Source organism: Capnocytophaga cynodegmi DSM 19736 (genome assembly GCF_000379185.1).
GTDB lineage: Bacteria > Bacteroidota > Bacteroidia > Flavobacteriales > Flavobacteriaceae > Capnocytophaga > Capnocytophaga cynodegmi.
Genome location: NZ_KB900735.1, coordinates 72,690 through 90,939, shown reverse-complemented (window position 1 = coordinate 90,939; position 18,250 = coordinate 72,690). Strand labels below are relative to the sequence as shown.

13 protein-coding genes are annotated in these 18,250 nt (G+C 34.5%); 3 read left to right on the top strand and 10 right to left on the bottom strand.

Going from position 1 to position 18,250, the window contains the following annotated elements; all coding sequences use genetic code 11:
• From YW9_RS0109765 to YW9_RS0109745, 5 genes are all read right to left on the bottom strand, one after another.
• Positions 1 to 897: a dihydrodipicolinate synthase family protein gene (locus tag YW9_RS0109765; RefSeq protein WP_018279987.1), complete on the bottom strand. Its 897-nt coding sequence runs from the start codon at positions 895 to 897 to the stop codon at positions 1 to 3.
• 119 nt (positions 898 to 1,016) lie between these two features.
• Positions 1,017 to 1,535, bottom strand: a complete 519-nt coding sequence (locus YW9_RS0109760; RefSeq protein WP_018279986.1) for an NUDIX hydrolase — start codon at positions 1,533 to 1,535, stop codon at positions 1,017 to 1,019.
• Between the two features lie 63 nt (positions 1,536 to 1,598).
• Positions 1,599 to 8,990: a T9SS type B sorting domain-containing protein gene (locus YW9_RS0109755; protein WP_026193954.1), complete on the bottom strand. Its 7,392-nt coding sequence runs from the start codon at positions 8,988 to 8,990 to the stop codon at positions 1,599 to 1,601.
• Positions 8,991 to 9,206: 216 nt separating this feature from the next.
• Positions 9,207 to 9,971, bottom strand: coding sequence for a 5'/3'-nucleotidase SurE (gene surE, locus YW9_RS0109750; RefSeq protein ID WP_018279984.1), 765 nt, complete (start codon positions 9,969 to 9,971; stop codon positions 9,207 to 9,209).
• 26 nt (positions 9,972 to 9,997) lie between these two features.
• Positions 9,998 to 11,620 carry an Ig-like domain-containing protein gene (locus YW9_RS0109745; RefSeq protein ID WP_018279983.1) on the bottom strand — a complete coding sequence of 541 codons (1,623 nt, stop codon included), beginning with the start codon at positions 11,618 to 11,620 and terminating at the stop codon, positions 9,998 to 10,000.
• A 145-nt stretch (positions 11,621 to 11,765) separates the two neighbouring features.
• Here YW9_RS0109745 and YW9_RS0109740 point away from each other — a divergent pair, with 145 nt between their 5' ends.
• Complete coding sequence (locus YW9_RS0109740) at positions 11,766 to 12,527, top strand: class I SAM-dependent methyltransferase (protein ID WP_018279982.1); 762 nt, start codon at positions 11,766 to 11,768, stop codon at positions 12,525 to 12,527.
• Positions 12,528 to 12,545: 18 nt separating this feature from the next.
• Here the strand turns inward: YW9_RS0109740 and YW9_RS0109735 are convergent, their stop codons facing one another.
• The 3 genes from YW9_RS0109735 to YW9_RS0109725 all read right to left on the bottom strand — a co-directional run bounded on the left by YW9_RS0109735 (position 12,546) and on the right by YW9_RS0109725 (position 14,728).
• Positions 12,546 to 13,325, bottom strand: a complete 780-nt coding sequence (locus YW9_RS0109735; RefSeq protein WP_018279981.1) for a polysaccharide deacetylase family protein — start codon at positions 13,323 to 13,325, stop codon at positions 12,546 to 12,548.
• Between the two features lie 73 nt (positions 13,326 to 13,398).
• Positions 13,399 to 13,719, bottom strand: a complete 321-nt coding sequence (locus tag YW9_RS0109730) for a barstar family protein (RefSeq protein ID WP_018279980.1) — start codon at positions 13,717 to 13,719, stop codon at positions 13,399 to 13,401.
• A gap of 73 nt (positions 13,720 to 13,792) precedes the next feature.
• Positions 13,793 to 14,728 (bottom strand): glycosyltransferase family 2 protein, encoded by a 936-nt coding sequence (locus tag YW9_RS0109725; RefSeq protein ID WP_026193952.1) that lies wholly within the window; start codon positions 14,726 to 14,728, stop codon positions 13,793 to 13,795.
• Positions 14,729 to 14,962: 234 nt separating this feature from the next.
• Here YW9_RS0109725 and YW9_RS13800 point away from each other — a divergent pair, with 234 nt between their 5' ends.
• On the top strand, positions 14,963 to 15,085 hold the full coding sequence (locus YW9_RS13800) for a hypothetical protein (protein ID WP_018279979.1): 123 nt from the start codon (positions 14,963 to 14,965) through the stop codon (positions 15,083 to 15,085).
• An 86-nt stretch (positions 15,086 to 15,171) separates the two neighbouring features.
• Here the strand turns inward: YW9_RS13800 and YW9_RS0109715 are convergent, their stop codons facing one another.
• Both YW9_RS0109715 and YW9_RS0109710 read right to left on the bottom strand, forming a co-directional pair.
• Positions 15,172 to 15,720 carry a hypothetical protein gene (locus YW9_RS0109715; protein ID WP_018279978.1) on the bottom strand — a complete coding sequence of 183 codons (549 nt, stop codon included), beginning with the start codon at positions 15,718 to 15,720 and terminating at the stop codon, positions 15,172 to 15,174.
• Positions 15,721 to 15,734: 14 nt separating this feature from the next.
• Positions 15,735 to 16,904, bottom strand: coding sequence for a glycosyltransferase family 87 protein (locus YW9_RS0109710; protein WP_018279977.1), 1,170 nt, complete (start codon positions 16,902 to 16,904; stop codon positions 15,735 to 15,737).
• 144 nt (positions 16,905 to 17,048) lie between these two features.
• Here YW9_RS0109710 and YW9_RS0109705 point away from each other — a divergent pair, with 144 nt between their 5' ends.
• The gene (locus YW9_RS0109705; RefSeq protein WP_018279976.1) at positions 17,049 to 18,185 is read left to right on the top strand and encodes an N-acetylmuramoyl-L-alanine amidase family protein; all 1,137 of its coding nucleotides are present in this window, start codon (positions 17,049 to 17,051) and stop codon (positions 18,183 to 18,185) included.
• Positions 18,186 to 18,250: the final 65 nt, after the last annotated feature.

The window sequence follows — 18,250 nt, the reverse complement described above, 5'->3', positions numbered from 1 at the left end:
TTATTTTGATAAATATTCTGTAATTCCTAACTTCTCCAACTTTGAATAAATTTCCTGCAACTGACTCGCTGTTAGTGTCACGTGAGGATATCTCGCACAACCACAATCTATTCCTAACAAACGCATAAAACTTTTTCCTCCTCCATTAAATCCGCCGTAAGAAGCCACTATATTAACAAATTCTATTGCTTTTTGTTGCAAATCAGCAGCAAATTCGTTATTACCTTTCTCAAAATTTTCTTTAATTGTCAGATAAAGTTTTGCTAAATGATTGTAAGTACTACCAACCCAACCTGTTGCACCTAATGGTAAACTTGGTAAAAAAGCCTCATCAACACCAAAAAGAACATTAAATTCTTGATTACCATAAAATCTTGATTGGGTAAAATGAATCATATTATTTTGCGTGAACTTTAAACCTGCAAAAGTAGGAATTTCTTCCTTTGCTCTTTGCATAAACTGAGTCATATCAAAATTTGCCCCTGTCAAGTCAGGAATATGGTAATAGTAAAAAGGTATGTTTGGAGCTGCCTCAGCAATAGCTTTGCAATACTCTATTAATTTTTCAAGATTAGGTTTAAAATAAAAAGGTGCTAACGTGGAGATTGCATCAACCTTGTCTGCAGAATGTTTTGCCAATTCAACAGCGTAATTCAAATTAATATCTCCTACGTGGTTGGTAATGAAAAAGTCTGGGGATTTCTGCTCTGCCCACGCCTCAATAATTTCTTTTCTTTCCTCTACTGAAAGTGAAGCAAAATCACCTGTAGAGCCATTAGCAAAAATACCCTTAACACCATTTCTTTTTAAGAAATCGGCATATTGAGGAACTATCTTTGTAGATACACTCCCTTTTGAATCCATCGGAGCGTAGGTTGCAGCTATTAAACTTTTCATTTGCTGTATTATGTATTACATAGTGCAAAATTACATCTTTTTTTAAAAGTACCAAAAAATATTTCAGTATTTTTAATATAATTTTCACTTGAATGTTAAAGAAATTTACAAAAGAGTTTTCACTTTTTATAATGATTTGTGATTACATTACGAACCGATACAAAACCTATCTCATCTAAATTAATTTGATTTACAGAAATCCATTTTAAAGCTTGTATCTCATCTTCTGCATTTACCTTTAACTGAGTATCTTCAAGGAAACATTCAAAAAAAATATCCATTGTACGATAAGGAACATTTTTGTACAAATAGTTATTTGGATAAGTTGTAACATACCTTAATTGTGAAGGTTGTATATCTAACCCCATTTCTTCCTTAACTTCACGACAAGCGGCTTGTTCTGCATTTTCATTAGGGTCAATGAATCCTCCAGGCAAATCCAACTTTCCTTTATCAGGCTCCACGTTCCGAATCGTAAAGAGAATTTTATCCTGATTCCTAAACACAACAACAACCGCAGCCGCAATATTATGATAGTAAACAAACCCACAATCGTGGCACAAAAAGCGTACATTATTAGGAAATTCAACATTTGTTGAAGTACAATTAGGACAATATTTAAAGATTATTTTCTCCATTTTTTTTATAATAATTTTTATTGACAAACAAAAAAGGGAAATCTCTTTCCCTTTTCATTATTTCTATCTGTATAACGTAAAATTACCATAGAACTTACGATTATCTTTTGCTTTATTAAGCTCTAAAATATACCAATAATCACCCGATGGCATATGTTTACCTTCATAAGTTCCGTCCCAAGATTCGATAGGTGTTAATATCGTCATTTTCCTACCATTTCTATCAAAGATATACGTTCTTGATTTTGGATAATTTTCAAGATTTTTTGGTTTCCATCTATCATTTATTCCATCACCATCTGGAGTAAAGAAATTTGGCATTACAATATCATAGAAAATCTTTCTTATCGTAAGACTGTAAGTACAACCCAAAGCATCTGTTACCTCAACTGAAATTTCTTTGCCAACTTCGTTTGTTACTGGATCGATGTATTGCGGGTCACTTTCTTTTACAATATAAACAGGATTATTTCCTTGATTTTGATTATTAAATGAATATTGATACGGAGCAACCCCTCCTTCTGCTTTTACTTCAATCGTATTCAAGCCATTATTGGTAACTTCCGTTGCTGTTAATGCCTTGATTTCTTCTATGGTTAAAGTCAGAACTGAACTTGTGCATTTTCCTAATTGCTGACCATCAGAATGTGATTTTACGTATTCAATAGTTAAGGTTTGAGTTGCTACTGTTCTGTCGTAATTATCTATAAAACCATAATTTCCTTCAACTCTTGAAAATGTACTTCTAACTCCATTTAGAATATAGAATGTGTGATTTATATCCACAGGACTTGCAAACCTTACTGCAATCGGGTCATAAATTCCATTAGAATTACACATTTTATCTTGATAAGCCTCTTTTGGCTGAATATCAGGAAATTCTTCAATAGTAAATTCACTTGTAACTACCGAGCAACCAGTAGCATCAGTTACTTTAGCATAGTAAGTCCCTGATTTTAAAATCGGATCTGTTGTAATTGCCACTTCTGAAGCCAACGCTGGATTTGAAGGGTTAGGTGTTACATACGAAACAGGAGTAACCCTACTATTAGACTCTTTTGTGTAAATATCAATCGAATAAGGTTGTGTTCCTCCTTTAGCTTTGATATTCACATAGCCATCAGATTGCCCGTAGCAAACAATTCTGTCTGAAACCGTTACATCTATTTTAGTTTCTATTAAAGTAGGTTGTGTTATTGTAGTATTTGTAACCACTTTACACCCCATATTATCCACAATCGTCATCACATAACTTCCTGCTTTTAAATTCTCAAAAACATTTGAATCCTGTATTACCTTAGGATTTACACCATCTTCTAACTCATAAGTAAACACATTTGAGCCAGAGCCTCCACTCACATTTGTAACGATTATCTTACCATCATTCTGCCCGTTACAACTTACATTCGTTGTTGTCACACTAGCAACTACCGCTTCTGGAGCCTTTAACTCAACTGTTTGTGTTCCCATATAAGTAGAACAACCCCATCCATCCGTTAGAGTAATTGCATACACCCCTGCCGATACCCCTTTAAATGTAACAATTTTATTCTGAATTGTTTGGGTTACATTTTCTGTACCAGAGGACAACGTCACTTCGTAAGGAGCTTTACCTCCACTTACGACCTCAACAGTAATATCTCCTTTATTAGTTTCACAACTTACCTGAGGAGTTACTGGAGTCGCTTTTATGACAATTTCAGAATCTGCTTGTGGTATTGTAAATAAAGTGCTTACAGAACAACCATTTGCCATTGAAATTGCTTCAACACGATAATCACCAGCAAACAAGTTCGAAATCTCTGAAGAAGAGTCTCCCAAAGGAACGGTTCCTGTTATTACCTGATTTGTTACCTGATGCGTAATTGTATAAGTAAATCCTTCAGTTGATTTATCTCCGCCGATAGTTGGCTTCTTATCCAAGAAAGTAAGCGTTATTCGACCATCATTTCCTTGATAACAAGAAGGTTGTCTTTCATTTGATTTATTAATTTCAAATTTATTTGTTAAATCAGCGACCACATATGTGCCTTTAACACTACAATTTGTAGTCAAATTCTCAACTGTTACTTCATACTCACCCGTTGGCAATAAACCTGTAAATGTATGATTTACGGAACTTGTAGCCGTTGTTGATGAGGAGGTTTCGCTTATCGTAAAATTATCGCTCAATCTTTTTGCTGTAAACCGAAGCTCTGTTCCTGAGATGTAGTTCGGGGTAGCTGTAACATTCACTGAAATTTGTTCGTTTACCAAACAAGTTATAGGTTTAGTAGGAGTTACTACAACGTTTGACAGATTGAACACAGGATTGATTGTTACTTCATTCGTGTTTGCTGAACAACCTGCAGAATCTCGCACTTCTACATAAAAAGTTCCTCCATTAATGTCTGTAATAGAAATAGTTGGCTGATTATTTCCTCCAATAGAAGTACCCGTTGCTTTATTGAAAAATTCCCAAGTATATGGAGCTATTCCTCCACTTATTTGATTTATATCAAAGGAAATTACTGCTTCCAAGTTGGAATTCAAAGCACACGATAATTGTGTAACACTCAACGAATTATTTGCGAGAATAGGAGGATTTGACTTAACAATCTCTTGTATTTGACGTTTACATCCGTTACTTCCTGTTAGTTCAATTGTGTATTCAATTCCTGCAATTGTTCCTGATAAATTCGTGAATTTTGCCGTATTTGAAGAAGATGACGTTGGCACAATTGCCATAGGAGTTATTGTTCCTGTTGTCAAATCCTTCATCTGAATTATTTTAAAATCAATTGGTTCTAAATCAGCTGATATTGATACTAACTCAATGCTTCCTTCTGCTCGTTTGTGGCAAGATTCAGGAGTTACTTTCGTCTGTTGTGTATCTACTTCTGGAAGTTTAGCAGCCTCCACAATAACAGAATTACTTACTATTGACGTTGAGCAAGAAGTCATTTGTGAATCCTTAACTCGGAATTCGTACTCTCCAACTGCCAAAACATCTACCACCACAGAAGTTGATGTATTTGAAGGAATTGTTATTGTTGAAGAAGAAATTGGTGTATATACATTATTCGCTCTATCTATCACTTGTACAAGCTCATAAGTATAAATTCCTGTTCCTCCTGAAATCTCGTCTAAAGTAATTTGAGCCACTGGATTTGAACAAGAAAGACCTCTTGTTACACTTGCAGTTCCCAATTTCACTGGCGGATTTACAACAAATGTACGTGTGTCTCCACAATTATTTTCATCAGCAACAGTTATGGTATAAGTTCCTGGAGATAATTCTGGAATGGTAAATGGTGTTGTATTTATTTGTACAGGAGCTGCTCCATTAAGCACATAATGATGTCCCAATGTAGGTTCTCCAAAAGTTATGCTAACATTTACATTATTTTTCCCGTTTGACAAGTTACATACATCTACCTCAATATTGTCTATTGACGGCTGAAGTGCCTGAGTAATGGTAAACGTTCTTTGTGTATACTCCTTAATACAACCACTACTATCCAATACGTATACCTTATAGGTTCCTATTGGTAAGTCTAAAATATTATCTCCAAAGTTTGTTACAACATCTGTTGAACTTGGTGTAGTAAAATCGGCACTATTAGGAAAAGGGGCTGTACTCGTTCGAGCCATATAACGATACGGAGCCAACCCTTCTATCGTTGTGTCTACACGTAATTGCCCTTTATCTACACAATTCACTTTATCTCTTATTATCGTTATATCTCTAATTTCCACAGGAGCTTTAAAATCAAATACTTCAAAGCTGGTTACCATTTTTGTTCCACAAAGGATAGATTTCTCAACCTTGTATGTGTCAGACACATTAGGTGTGTATGTCCTGTTAGTTTCTCCTACAAGCATTGAATTTCCTCTAAACCACTGATAACCTGTAAATCCTGCTTCTGCTTCAAGAACGGTTGCTCCACAAGAAATTTTTGTCTGTTTATTTTCTGAAGTATCAATTTCAATGGTTGAAGAAATCGTTTTTGTGTCGTTTCGTGAACAAGTTACTCCTCCACCCTCATAATTTATTGTAGAAGTAAATTGAAGGATATTCATACAAGGTTTTCCTGCTTCTATCTGTCCCCCAGAAAGTTGCAACGGAATTCTAATCTTTCCTCCCGATGTTGGATAATTCGAAATTGTAAAAGTATATGACTTATTGGCTGGATTATACACATATGTTGTTGCTGTTCCAGCCTCTGAAATATCAACAGAATGTGTTGTTGATGGTTCTACATTGGAATTGGTTGGCAATTGTATAATTAATTCTGCCTTTGATATATTCTCTTGTCCTATATTTTGATAACTTACCTCATAATAAAATAGTTGGTCAGCAGTTAATGTTGTCAATTCATTTGTACTTCCATCAGTGTACCTATCTGTTAAAGAAGATTCTAATTTAGGTTCCTCAATTGTGATAACCAATGTTCTTGAGGTTGTGTTTCCCAATGCATCTGTAAAAGTATAAACAACAGAATGTACTCCTGCTCTTAATTCCAGGGGTTGCGTATGTGTTGATGATACCGTTACTGTGTTAGGGCAAATATCCGTATAAGTAGGTTCCTGCCAAACAATATTACTTACTGAACACAATCCTGCTGGTATTATATGAGTTTGATTATCTGGAAATGTAGTAATTTGAGGAGCATCTCTATCATCTATTATTGTAACTGTTGTTGTTTGTACACTTCCTGAATTTGAACTGCAACCAAAATGATTTTTAAGTTTTACAGAAACCTCATAAGTTGTTTGAGTATGTACAGTCTCTGTAAATATCTTTTGTCCAACTCCTACTGGTCCTTCTTTTACTCCTGTGTTAGGATTAATTCTAAACCACTCAATATCGAACAAAGCAGGAGAAACATTTACTTCCATAGTAGCTACATCTGCTGGACAGATATTTTGAGAAGAGTTAACTCTAAGTTGGAATGCAGCATCAGAATTAACCTCTACCAGTTGTGTTACGTAATCAAAACAACTATTTTTAATTCTTACACTGTACTTGCCATTGTCCAAATTTTGAAAAGAATGTGTTTTCGTTGTTGACGAAAGCGTTTCTGTGACAATAGTTTGAGTTGCACCCATTTCTTCCTTGTATAAAGTATAAGTAATATCTTCATCAGCTAAATCACTAAGAGACAAATCAATGAGAACCATTCCTGAGCCACTCGTAGTTCCACAAGAAATACTTGACACATAGGGTTGAAAACTACGTGGCTCAATTTCAATATTAGGAGAATAGCCTCTAACTTCCTGAAGTACATATGGGTTATCTGGAGTTCTAAGTCCTGTTAATGGATAATTTGCAAACGGTGGCAACAAAGTCCACATAAACTCTAAAAGCTCGGGACTGACTGTTACCGTAGGATAATAGTAATTTAGTGTAACTAACCTATATGTACCTGCTGTCACATTCGAAAAAGTCTTATCAGAATTAAAACTTTTCACATCAACTTCATCCCAAATCCCAGAAGTGTTTCTACGTTGTAAATAAGTCCTTATTCTACTTCCGTTAGAAGCTTGTCCTAAAGTATAAACAATTTCATTCGTATCACATTTTTTTACAACTTTGTATGAAGGAGTATTATTACCAGCCCCAAACGACATTATGTCAGTAAATCTAATTGACCTTGTTGCAGAATCACAAGCATCTTCCAACTTGAAAATGTATCCTCCTGGAGGGAAATCACCAAATCCTACAAATTCAACTCCATTGGGGTTAATAGTACCTGGAATTAATGGTATTTCTATCGGAAAATTAATCGTTTTATTAGTAGATTTCTCAAAGAATAATGATGTTGAAAAAGACACAGAAGATTGTCCGTCAGCACGCGTAATGGTTAATTTTGCCCTACTTCCCGTTCCTGGATTTGTAGGGTGTTCATAATAAAAATCCGTAGGAATAGGCATTCTAAAAGATGCTGTGCCATCATAAATTCCTCTATTTTTTTGAATACTATTAAACGCTTTATCAAAACGATTGGTTGAAAGATAATTTACATTACGAATAATCTGCTCCTGAACAGGACATCCCGAACCAGAAACAACACGAACGCGATAATTTCCTGCTCCGTGTGGAGTCACGTCTACCACATCATAATCAGGTTCTGTATGAGTAACTGAAGAATAAACCCCTGTGGATATTTCTTTCTCAACTTCGTATCTAAATTTCCCAGAAAGCCAGTTTTGCCTTGTGTATGCATTTGCCCATTGGTATCCTGTTACTGGGAAAGTTCCTCCTGATAACAAATCAGTAAAATATTTCGTTCCTGAATTACTAAATGATGTTTTAATTCTTAAGTAAGGATCACAGGCTCCAGACTCAGAAGATGAATTAGATAATGAAAACCCTCTCTGTGGAGTAATATCTAATTTGAATCGTCGTTGCAAAACTGTTCCGAAGCCGTCATCAATAGTAATTAGCAGCTCATCCCCTTCCAAATAAACTGGAAGTGTTCTATATCCCCAGCCATTGAAGCCTCTGAGTGGATTTGCAGTATAATAGTCAAGATTATCAACATTTCCAATTCTGGTAGGATCGGATGAATTTATGACCTCTATTTTAGCCCTTCCCGTTTCTCTAAAATAACGTAATATATCATTATTACGACATCCTGCATTATGATGAACAGTTTGCCCATCAGCTCTTCGTATATTTATACCAAAACTATATTTACAATCATCTTCTGCACGTAATGCTATCGGCCCCCAAACAATGTCATATGACCCTGGCATATATATCGCTGGAGGAGTAGTTATCTCAACCCTTTTAATATCCTCCTCACAATTTCTGATGTTACTTGGAACAACATTCTTTACCACCAAAAACACTTTTGTATTTGAAGGTATCCTATCTGTGGCAGATTCTTTTGTTAGTGTGTAAGAAAAATTAGCTGATGCATCAGGACGTGTTACATTCCTAATTGGCACCAATACATTTCCATTTTCATCTTCCAAACTTACCTGAAAATCGGTTCCTACACCAGTTCCTCCAACAATAGTAAACCTAATTGTTCCATCTTCTTGAGAAAAAGCTGGAGAAGTTGTACTTGTTCTGGACATCGTTGCCCCACAAAGCTCCAAATTACTAATATTCAATTTAGTATAAGTTCCTAAAACACTGATTTTTTTGGGAGAAGAAGATACTCCCGATGGGTCGTGTACCAATACAGAATACTCTCCTGAAGCCAGATTATCAAATGTAACTATTTCTCCCAAAGCCACATTGTGTTTTAATCCTCCTATTGCACCACTTGGTAACTTCAGCTCTATTGTAAGTGATGCAGTACAACCAGCACTTGCCACAGGGAGTTCTACGGAAACGTGTCCGTTTGCCAAACAAACAGATTCTACAGAAGTTACTTTAAAAGCGTTAATATCATAACATTGTCCCACAACTGATTGAGACACAACAAAAAAAAGTAATATCAGAAATATTCTCCTCATCATATATAAAAAACTAAGGTTAAAAAAGAAACATAAATATTAATTAAACCACTATAAATCAATTAAATAATCTTCTTTATATATCTTCTAACCTTTAATTAGGTTCACTCTGCAAAATTATTTCTTTTTTCGTACGTAGGAAAAAAAATAACATTTTTAAATATCAACAAGAAAAAAAAGAGCATCAATAACTTACTTTAACAAAACTTTGTGCTTTTATTACCATTTGTCGAGCTGTTCGATAACGTTATATGCCGTCATATCAAATCTTATCGGAACCACAGACACATAACCGTTCGCTAATGCCCACTCATCGGTATCTTCTCCAACATCTTCATTGATAAACTTTCCTGTCATCCAATAATAAGTTCTTCCTTGCGGACTTATTCTTCTATCAAATTTTTCCTGCCAACGAGCCTGAGCCTGACGACAAATCCGAATTCCTTTGATTTCATCTCTTTTCAATTTTGGAATATTAACATTCAACACCACTCCTTTCGGAAGCCCGTTTTTCAGTACATTCAATGTAATTTTTTTTACAAAATCACGTGCTTCTTCAAAGTCAGCTTCCCAACTATAATCCAATAATGAAAAACCAATTGCCGGAATTCCCTCAATACCAGCCTCTACCGCAGCACTCATAGTTCCAGAATAAATCACATTTATTGATGAATTGGAGCCGTGATTAATTCCACTTACACATAAATCGGGAGTACGTTTCAGTACTTCGTGACGGGCTATTTTCACGCAATCCACTGGAGTCCCACTACAAGTATATTCTCTTTGAATTCCGTTATCTATGTGTATTGGTTCGCAATGTAATGTAGAATTAAGAGTAACAGCGTGTCCCATACCACTTTGGGGCGAATCAGGAGCTACTACAACCACCTCCCCTATTTCATTCATTACACGTATCAAACAACGAATGCCTGGAGCTGTAATTCCATCATCATTCGTTACTAAAATTAAAGGTCTTTTCTGCATTTTTTAATATTGATAAAAAGATAATTTTATTCGTCCCAGACTTCTTCTACTTCCCAATTCGCCCTAATTTCCAACAAATTAGGATAGTATAGTATCCTCTCAGGCTGGATTCGTTCCAAAAAATTACCCGTATCCCAAATCTTATTTTTATTTTTATCTTCTATAATTCGAATTTTGTATTTACCTGGATTTATATTCTCAAAAACGTATTCTTTTTGAGCAGATTCAAAGTAAAGTTCACTTTCCGTTTTATCTCCTTTTTCATTAGTAAGTTGTAAAATAACAGGAAATTGTAACTCTTTTTTGATTGTAAGTTTTAGTATAGAATAGTCTTCCAATTTTTTAGTTTTCAGATTTACTCGCAAAGTATCGTTAGTATTGCCAAAAAAATCGGTTATTGCTTCAGGAAGAGCTTCAATTCGGTACGACGTGTTGTATTTTTTATCGAACAAAAGAGAATATTCTAATTTATTCTCATCCAACTTGGTTTTGAAAGGAAGTTGTAACGAGTCCTTATCAAAAACTTTGATTTTTGTAGTATCAACTTTCAGTATTGGAATATTAGACCTCCACGCAAAATTTTTCCCCATAGGAAGTTCTCCCGAAAAACTATTAGAAATCAATAAACTATCAGGTTTCATATTCTTCAACCGAACTTTAAAAGTGTCTATCTTCTGACTTTTTTGTACGGCAAAAAGCAATGAATCAGATTGTTTTGGAGAAAACCAAAAATTCAAAGTATCTTTCTTTGGTTCTTTCGAAATTATGTATTTAAAATCTCCTTTTATGGGTGAAATTGGTTTAATTTTCACACTATCCGTACTTCCTTCAAAACCAAAACTGATTCTGTTTTCAGATACCTGTGTAGGACGAGCAGGTTTATAATTCAGAATTTCCTTGAACAATGTAAGCTCGTATGGTGGCAATGTATCATTATCCTCTACCGAAATAGGTTCATTCCAAAAAGCTATTTTATCTTCTTTCTGGTCAAAACGATAATTGCTGTTTTTATCTTTCAAAGCCACCAGAATGTATTTCCCTTTTCGAAGATAATTCAACTCAAATGTTTCGAGGCTATCAAGAGTATTGGTAACATAAGTTGGTTTATCCTTGTACACTAATGAATCTTTATAATTCTCGTTATATTCATAAAGCATTATCGTAACAAAGTTATCTGGTTTAGGCTTGTATGCATCTTTTATTTTGCCTTTAATTTTCAGCGAATCAACAAAATTTCCAGTAGAAAAAACATATTTAAAATCAGAATACGGATTTCCCTCATTATAATCTTGAATGCTGCTTCCAAAATTAAAAACATATGTTGTATTAGGTTTTAATGTATCCAAAATACTTATATCTAATTTCTTAGAAGCCGACATTGGTGATATAATCGGAAAATTTTCCATAGGAGGAGAAATGATAAGCTGTTTGCGTAAGTCCTTAATTACTACAAACTCATCAAAGATTAGTCGTATTTTATTGCGATTAAATTGTGTTACTCCTGATTTTGGGTCGGCAAAGAGCAAAACTGGTGGCTTTTCATCTTTAGGACCTCCCGTTGGCGAACCTCTTCTTGCACATTGCCAAAAAACTGATATTAAGATTATTAAAAATAAAAAATAGCTATATTTCTTTGAATTTTTCTTCATTTTATACAAACTTTTTTCGAGGTAGAAACCACAAAAGTACTATTTTTTGTAAATTATGAAAAACTTGCTTCTTAAAAAACTTCCATTTTGAAACTTTCAAACACTTCCTTACTTTTGCAAAAGAATTTTAAAACTCAAAACCACATTGATTTTCTCTTGGATATTAAATAAATTTCCGCGTCCTTGGCTTATAAAAATAAGTTATTGTGTGCGTCCTTTCATAAGTTTGTACTTTCGTGGAAGCAAATATGAAGACCCCATTGATGGCAAAAAATTTCGTAAATTTTTGCCCTACGGGTATGCCGCTCAGCGTCCTAACGTACTATCACCTTCCACACTTTCTTTGGAAAGACATCGATTGCTATGGCTTTATCTCACTCGCGAAACAAACTTCTTCCAACAGGAAATGAAAGTGTTACACGTAGCCCCCGAGCAGGCGTTTTATGAGCGTTTTAAAAAACAATCTCTCTGGAAATACATAACTACCGATTTGTATTCACCTTTGGCTGATGTAAAAGCTGATTTGTGTAACTTGCCTTTTGCTGACAACACTTTCGATTTGATTTTATGCAATCACGTTTTGGAACATATCCCAGACGACCAAAAAGCTATGAGCGAACTATTTAGGGTTATGAAATCTGGCGGAACAGGAATTTTTCAAATCCCACAGGATTACAATCGTGAGGTTACTTTTGAAGATGACAGCATTACCGACCCTGACGAGCGTACAAAAATCTTTGGGCAATACGACCACGTTCGCATCTACGGAATGGATTACTTTGATAAACTCCGAAAAATTGGTTTTCAAGTTAATGAAGTGCATTACGCCAAGCAATTTTCCGATGAAGAAATAGAAAAATATCGCATCGTTAAGGAAGAAATCATACCTGTTTGCAAAAAACCTTGACAGAATATGAATTATTTGCTACCTTTTTACTTCATTTTTCTTTAAATCTCTATACAAGCCCGTTTGCCAATTATTTTGATTGATAAATTTTAGTAGTTTTTCAAATCGGGAAATCATTTTTTCGCCTGAATTTCGCATTACGTAACTCGGAAAATTGAATTCTTTCTGATGCAAATCGGTAAATTCCCAAGGATGAAAATACAATGTGGCATAACCTCTGTATTTCATCGTTCTTTTTAGCAAAAAATGGTAAAACCACTGCGGAAAATTGTGAAAAGAAAGCCAAAAAAGCGGAATACGAACAAGCGGACTCACAGCAGCAGGAATTTGTAATAAATCTTCTTCAACGAATATTTGCTTGGGAACGTGTATTTTGTTATATCTGCCTGGAAGTAAGGTCGGATTTACGGACGAGTTGTACTCATAGCCTGCCTTTTTCACCTCTTTTGAACAAACCTCCGCCATTCTCGGCATTCGTAGTCCCTTTACTGAAGTGCCAAACATCTGTTCAAGAGAATCCTTTGATTGCTTCAAATGTGTGTTCTCAAACTGAGAATGATAAAAGGTGTGGGAAGCCAATTCGTGTCCTTCTGCCAAAAGTCTTTCTATCAAATCAGGAACTTCTCTGGCAAAAACCACCGTCGAGAAAAACGTAGCTTTGGCATCGTAACCTTTAAGCAAATCCAAAATCGCTGTTAAACCCTCACGGGAGATATGTATTTGTCTATCAAAATCAATATCGTAGCCATATTCCTTAGGCATATCAAATTCTTCTATGTCAAATGAAAGGTAAATCATCGGTACTGAAATATTTTCCTACAAGTAGTTTTACTTTTTATTAAGAATGCAAATATACATTTTATGTACGTTATTAAAAGTTAAAAGTAACTCGTTTAGTTTCTCGTTTTTGCCAATAATCTTTGTACATTGTCAATGATTCTTTTACAATAACATACAATGGATTATTTGTATCTTTTAATTCTTCCAGATGAAAGAAATCAATTTCAATTGTACGTTCATCAATCCAATCCAGCGATAGCATACAATCATTCAAAGAATTAAAATTCAACCAAAAATAAGACGGAAACTGAAACATTTCTTGCATTTTCATCAAAAAAGCTCTTTCAGTTTTAACGTTTCGCAAATCAATAACTATTTTCAGATAATCTTTTCTGTAATCTGTGAAATTCATTGCATTGTTTTTTAGTAATTTCCTATTGTTTTCCTTTTATTTTAATATGCAAGAAAAGAACATTCTTACTTTTCTAAAGTTTCTTTTCAAAAATGATATAACTTGGTCTGGATTTAGTTTGTTTGAATATCTTCCCAACATAAATTCCGATGATTCCCAGTATAATGAGTTGCAATCCACCGAAGAAAACAATAGTCATTATCAATGATGCCCAACCAGAAATCTCTGTTCCATTAACAAACGACCAAATTACGTATGGAATGTACAAAAGTGAAAACAATGAAAAGGTAAATCCCAAGTAAACGGCAAAATACAAAGGTTTTACACTAAAAGCTGTGACACCTACCAACGCCAAGTGGAGCATTTTTTTGATTGTGTATTTAGTTTCACCCGAAAACCTATTCTGAGCCACATATGGGACGTACGTTTGACGAAAGCCAATCCAAGGAACAATCCCCCGAAGAAAAGGTTCGCCCTCATTCATTGAACGAATAACCTCTACCACCGATTTATCCAACAGACGAAAGTCAGCCGAACCTTCTCTTATCTTTACGTCGGAAACTAAATTCAGCATTTTGTAGAAATATTTAGAGGTTTTCTCCTTTTTCTTTGATATATCTGAAGGATATGTGCGAATTGTTGCCACAACTTGGTTACCTTCCTCCCATTTTTCGACAAGTTCGGGAATAAGTTCTGGCGGATGTTGCAAATCGGCGTCCATAGAAATAACAATATCGCCAAAAGCGTGGTCAAGTCCTGCCTTTACAGCCAATTGATGTCCAAAATTCCTCGAAAAGGAGATATATTTCACATTTTCATCTGTCTCGTTTAACTTTTTTAGATGGTGAAGTGTATTATCTGAACTTCCATCATTCACAAAAATGATTGTATAGGTGTATTTTTCAGAAAGCTTTTCCTTGAAGACCTTTAAAATGGCTTCATATAGGACAAATACGTTCTCATTTTCATTATAACAAGGTACAACTATATCAATTTTCTTCTTTTGCATAGCTTGATATTTTACTGATTTCCTCAGATAATTTTCGCCAAAGTTAATCTTTTAGTTTGAAAAAATGAATACTTACAATATTTTTGATATAAATAATCAAAGACAATTACATACAAATCTATTTTTATTCTGTACAAACTCAATTTTATTGCACACTTACTTTATATCATTACGTACAGATGTAATTTCATTACCTACTAACTTAATTTTCTTATCTACATACTTAATTTTGTTATGTACGGACTTGATTTCGCTTTGTACGAACTTGATTTTGCTTTGTACGAACTTAATATTGTTGTGTACCGACTTAATTTTGCTATGTACGGACTTAATATCGTTTACAAATATGATTTTTGAATTAAAAAAAAGTTATTTTTTATAAAAATATAGATTATTTAGATATATTCATTTTATTTTTAGAACATTCCACCACTATTTTACCTCTATTTATTGATAATATCTTCTATTTTATCCCAAATATAACTCCAAACTGCGTCTTTGTGTTTTAGTACTTCATCTTTTCTCTTCTGAAGTTCAAAAAGTACTTTCGTTTTATTTTCAATCATATTTTGTTTTTTCTCCTTGCTGTATTTTTCATCAGGAAGTTTTATGTTATTATAAAGAAGTATGCACAAAGCATTGACAACTATGTACTTTTTCTCAATGGGGAAACTCTGGTCATCGAAGGATTCGAGTAATAATTTCAAATTATCCATCTCTGCGAGTATCAAGTCCTCGTCCTGTTCCATAAAATAATAGTTTGGGTTTTCACTCCATATTGTAAAGAGTTCTTGGTCTATCTTTGGAATTGAATGGCTTACAGAAATTGTTTTAGTGGAACCACATTTGCTACAAGGTGTTTCCTTCCAGAGTTTTTTATCATCAAAAAGTTCAAAAGCGGCTTCAATTTTTGTTATCGGAAAGCTGTCCTTGTTTCCACACTGGCAAGTTTTGGTTACATTGTATGTTGTTTTCTCATTTGTTTCCTCCATAATGACTTTTTGCTCTATATTTTTGTTTCTTTTTCAATATGTTTTTCTTCATTGTAATTCAAAAAACACATCTCATAAATCATTGTAATCCAAATGATAGTAGGCGGAATAGCACGTAAGGAATATTTTATGATGTATCCCTCTTTCAAAGGCTTAAATAAGTCCGTTGGCGAGAGCGAAGCCAATATTGCCAAGACCAGAAGCATAATTTTCAGCTTTTTGTTCTTATTGGGGCTGACCATAAACCAAATCCCAATGCCAACATAGGCTATAACATAGGTACTATTCTCCGTTCCTGTACTAAACAGACATAAAAATAAGCTCACTGAAGCCAAAAACATCAATTGGAAACTTATATTCTTGTATTGTTTAATCCGAAGATACGGAAGTGAAAACAAAACCAAGCCTATTATGATAACAACCAGATTATTATTGTAAATTCCTGTACGTTGTAAGAAGCCTAATAAGGAAAGATTTTGCAGATTATAGGTTAATGCGTTCAAATTAGAATTATTTTTCATAGCCAAACGCTCAAACCACTGCTGATATTGCTCAATGACGTATTCTGCAGAGGAATAAATCATTGGAAAGCAGAAAAGTACAATCAACCACACGATGCCTGTCCACACAAAACGGATTTTATTCTTAGAAAAGAAGAAAAATGCCAGTCCTACAATGCCATAGAGCTTCGTTAAAATACCAATGACGATAAGAAGTGTCGCCCACTGGTCTTTCCCCTTATAAATGAATACATAAGCACCAACGAGTAAGGCTATAATGCTGATATTGAACTGTTGCATTGCGGCAGCTGTGTACAAATCGTGGGCAGCGATGTATAAAACCCCGATGATTGCCATCTTTGAAAGCGGTAGTTGCCTAATTACCCAATACAGGAAGAATGCATTTGCCATAATCCACAACGAAACTCCTAACCAATTGGGCAAAACCGCAAACGGAGCAATCACCGCACTGAAAAATATGCCATAATGATTCACATCGAAGTATTCCGCAGGATATTCCACATAAAGGGGCAACTCTTTTATGGTATGCCAAAACACTCCTTTGAATATCAAATAATTATTGTACTCTCCCCGAACAAAAACATTTTGAATAATGGTCGCTAATGGCAAGGCAAACCACAAAATAGTAATAAAACGATACTCTTTGAATAACTTTTTAAGCATTTTTATGAATGATTTTGGCAAAAGTAAGAAAATAAGAACAATGACCAAGCTCCAAAAATCAAAAGCTTTTTAACTTTCAAGTTATTTTTCTACTTTTGCAAAAAATCAATTCATTAGGAACATCAAAATCGTTATTTTTATAAAATGAAATATCTATTTTATTCGCTTTTCATTGTGCTGTTTACCTTACATAACGCTGTTTTCTCACAAAAAAAGCCTATTTTCAAAGTAGTTTTAGATGCAGGACACGGCGGAAAAGACCCAGGTAAAGTAGCCCCAAACAAATTGTATGAAAAAGATGTTGTTTTAAATATTGTTTTGGAAGCAGGAAAGATATTGGAGCAACACGCAGATATTAAAGTTGTTTACACCCGAAAAACTGATGTTTTTGTCGATTTATACGAACGTGGAGCCATTGCCAATAAAGCAAAGGCGGATATTTTTGTTTCTGTACACTGCAACGCTGCTGACAAGAAAACAGCACAAGGAGCAGAAACCTTTGTACTGGGGCTTCACGCCAACGAACAAAACTTTGAGGTAGCCAAAGTTGAAAACGAAGTAATCTATTTGGAGGACAATTACGAGAAAAAGTATGCTGATTACAACATCAATTCTCCTGAGTCTTTCATCGGATTATCAATTATGCAGGAAGAGTTTTTAGAGCAGAGCATTCAACTTGCTAAGTACGTTCAAAATAATTTCACCAACGAAATGAAACGCTTTAATCGAGGCGTAAAACAAGCTGGTTTTATCGTTCTGCATCAGACGTATATGCCGAGCATACTGATTGAAACAGCTTTTCTGTCAAATACTGAAGAACAAACCTTTTTAGCCTCAAAAAAGGGGCAAAATGAGTTTGCTAAAAACATTGCCGATGCCATTCTATCTTATAAAAAATGGGTACAAGCAAGGAGTTCTTATATAGGTCCTGATGTTTCTGTTTCAAAAGTAAGATCTTCTCCCAAAGCAAAAACTTCAACGAAAGTGGGTGCAAAAAGTAATAATACAACTAAAAAATCAACTATTACCTATAAAGTACAAATTTCGTCAAGTCCGAAGAAATTAGAAATAAAACCTTTCAATTTCAAAGGTTTATCCCCTATATCATCAGAAAAAATCGGCAAAATATATTGCTATTTTTACGGAAGTGCAAAGAAACATACCGAAGCCCTATCGCTACTTTCCAAAGCAAAAAAAAAAGGTTACAAAGATGCTTACATCGTTGCTTATTCCAACGGAAAGAAAATTACTATTGAGCAAGCAAAGAAGCAAGAACGATAAATTTAACCATTTCTTGTGTAAATATTGCTTTTTTATGTGTATTTTTGCCCTTTGAATCAAAAATA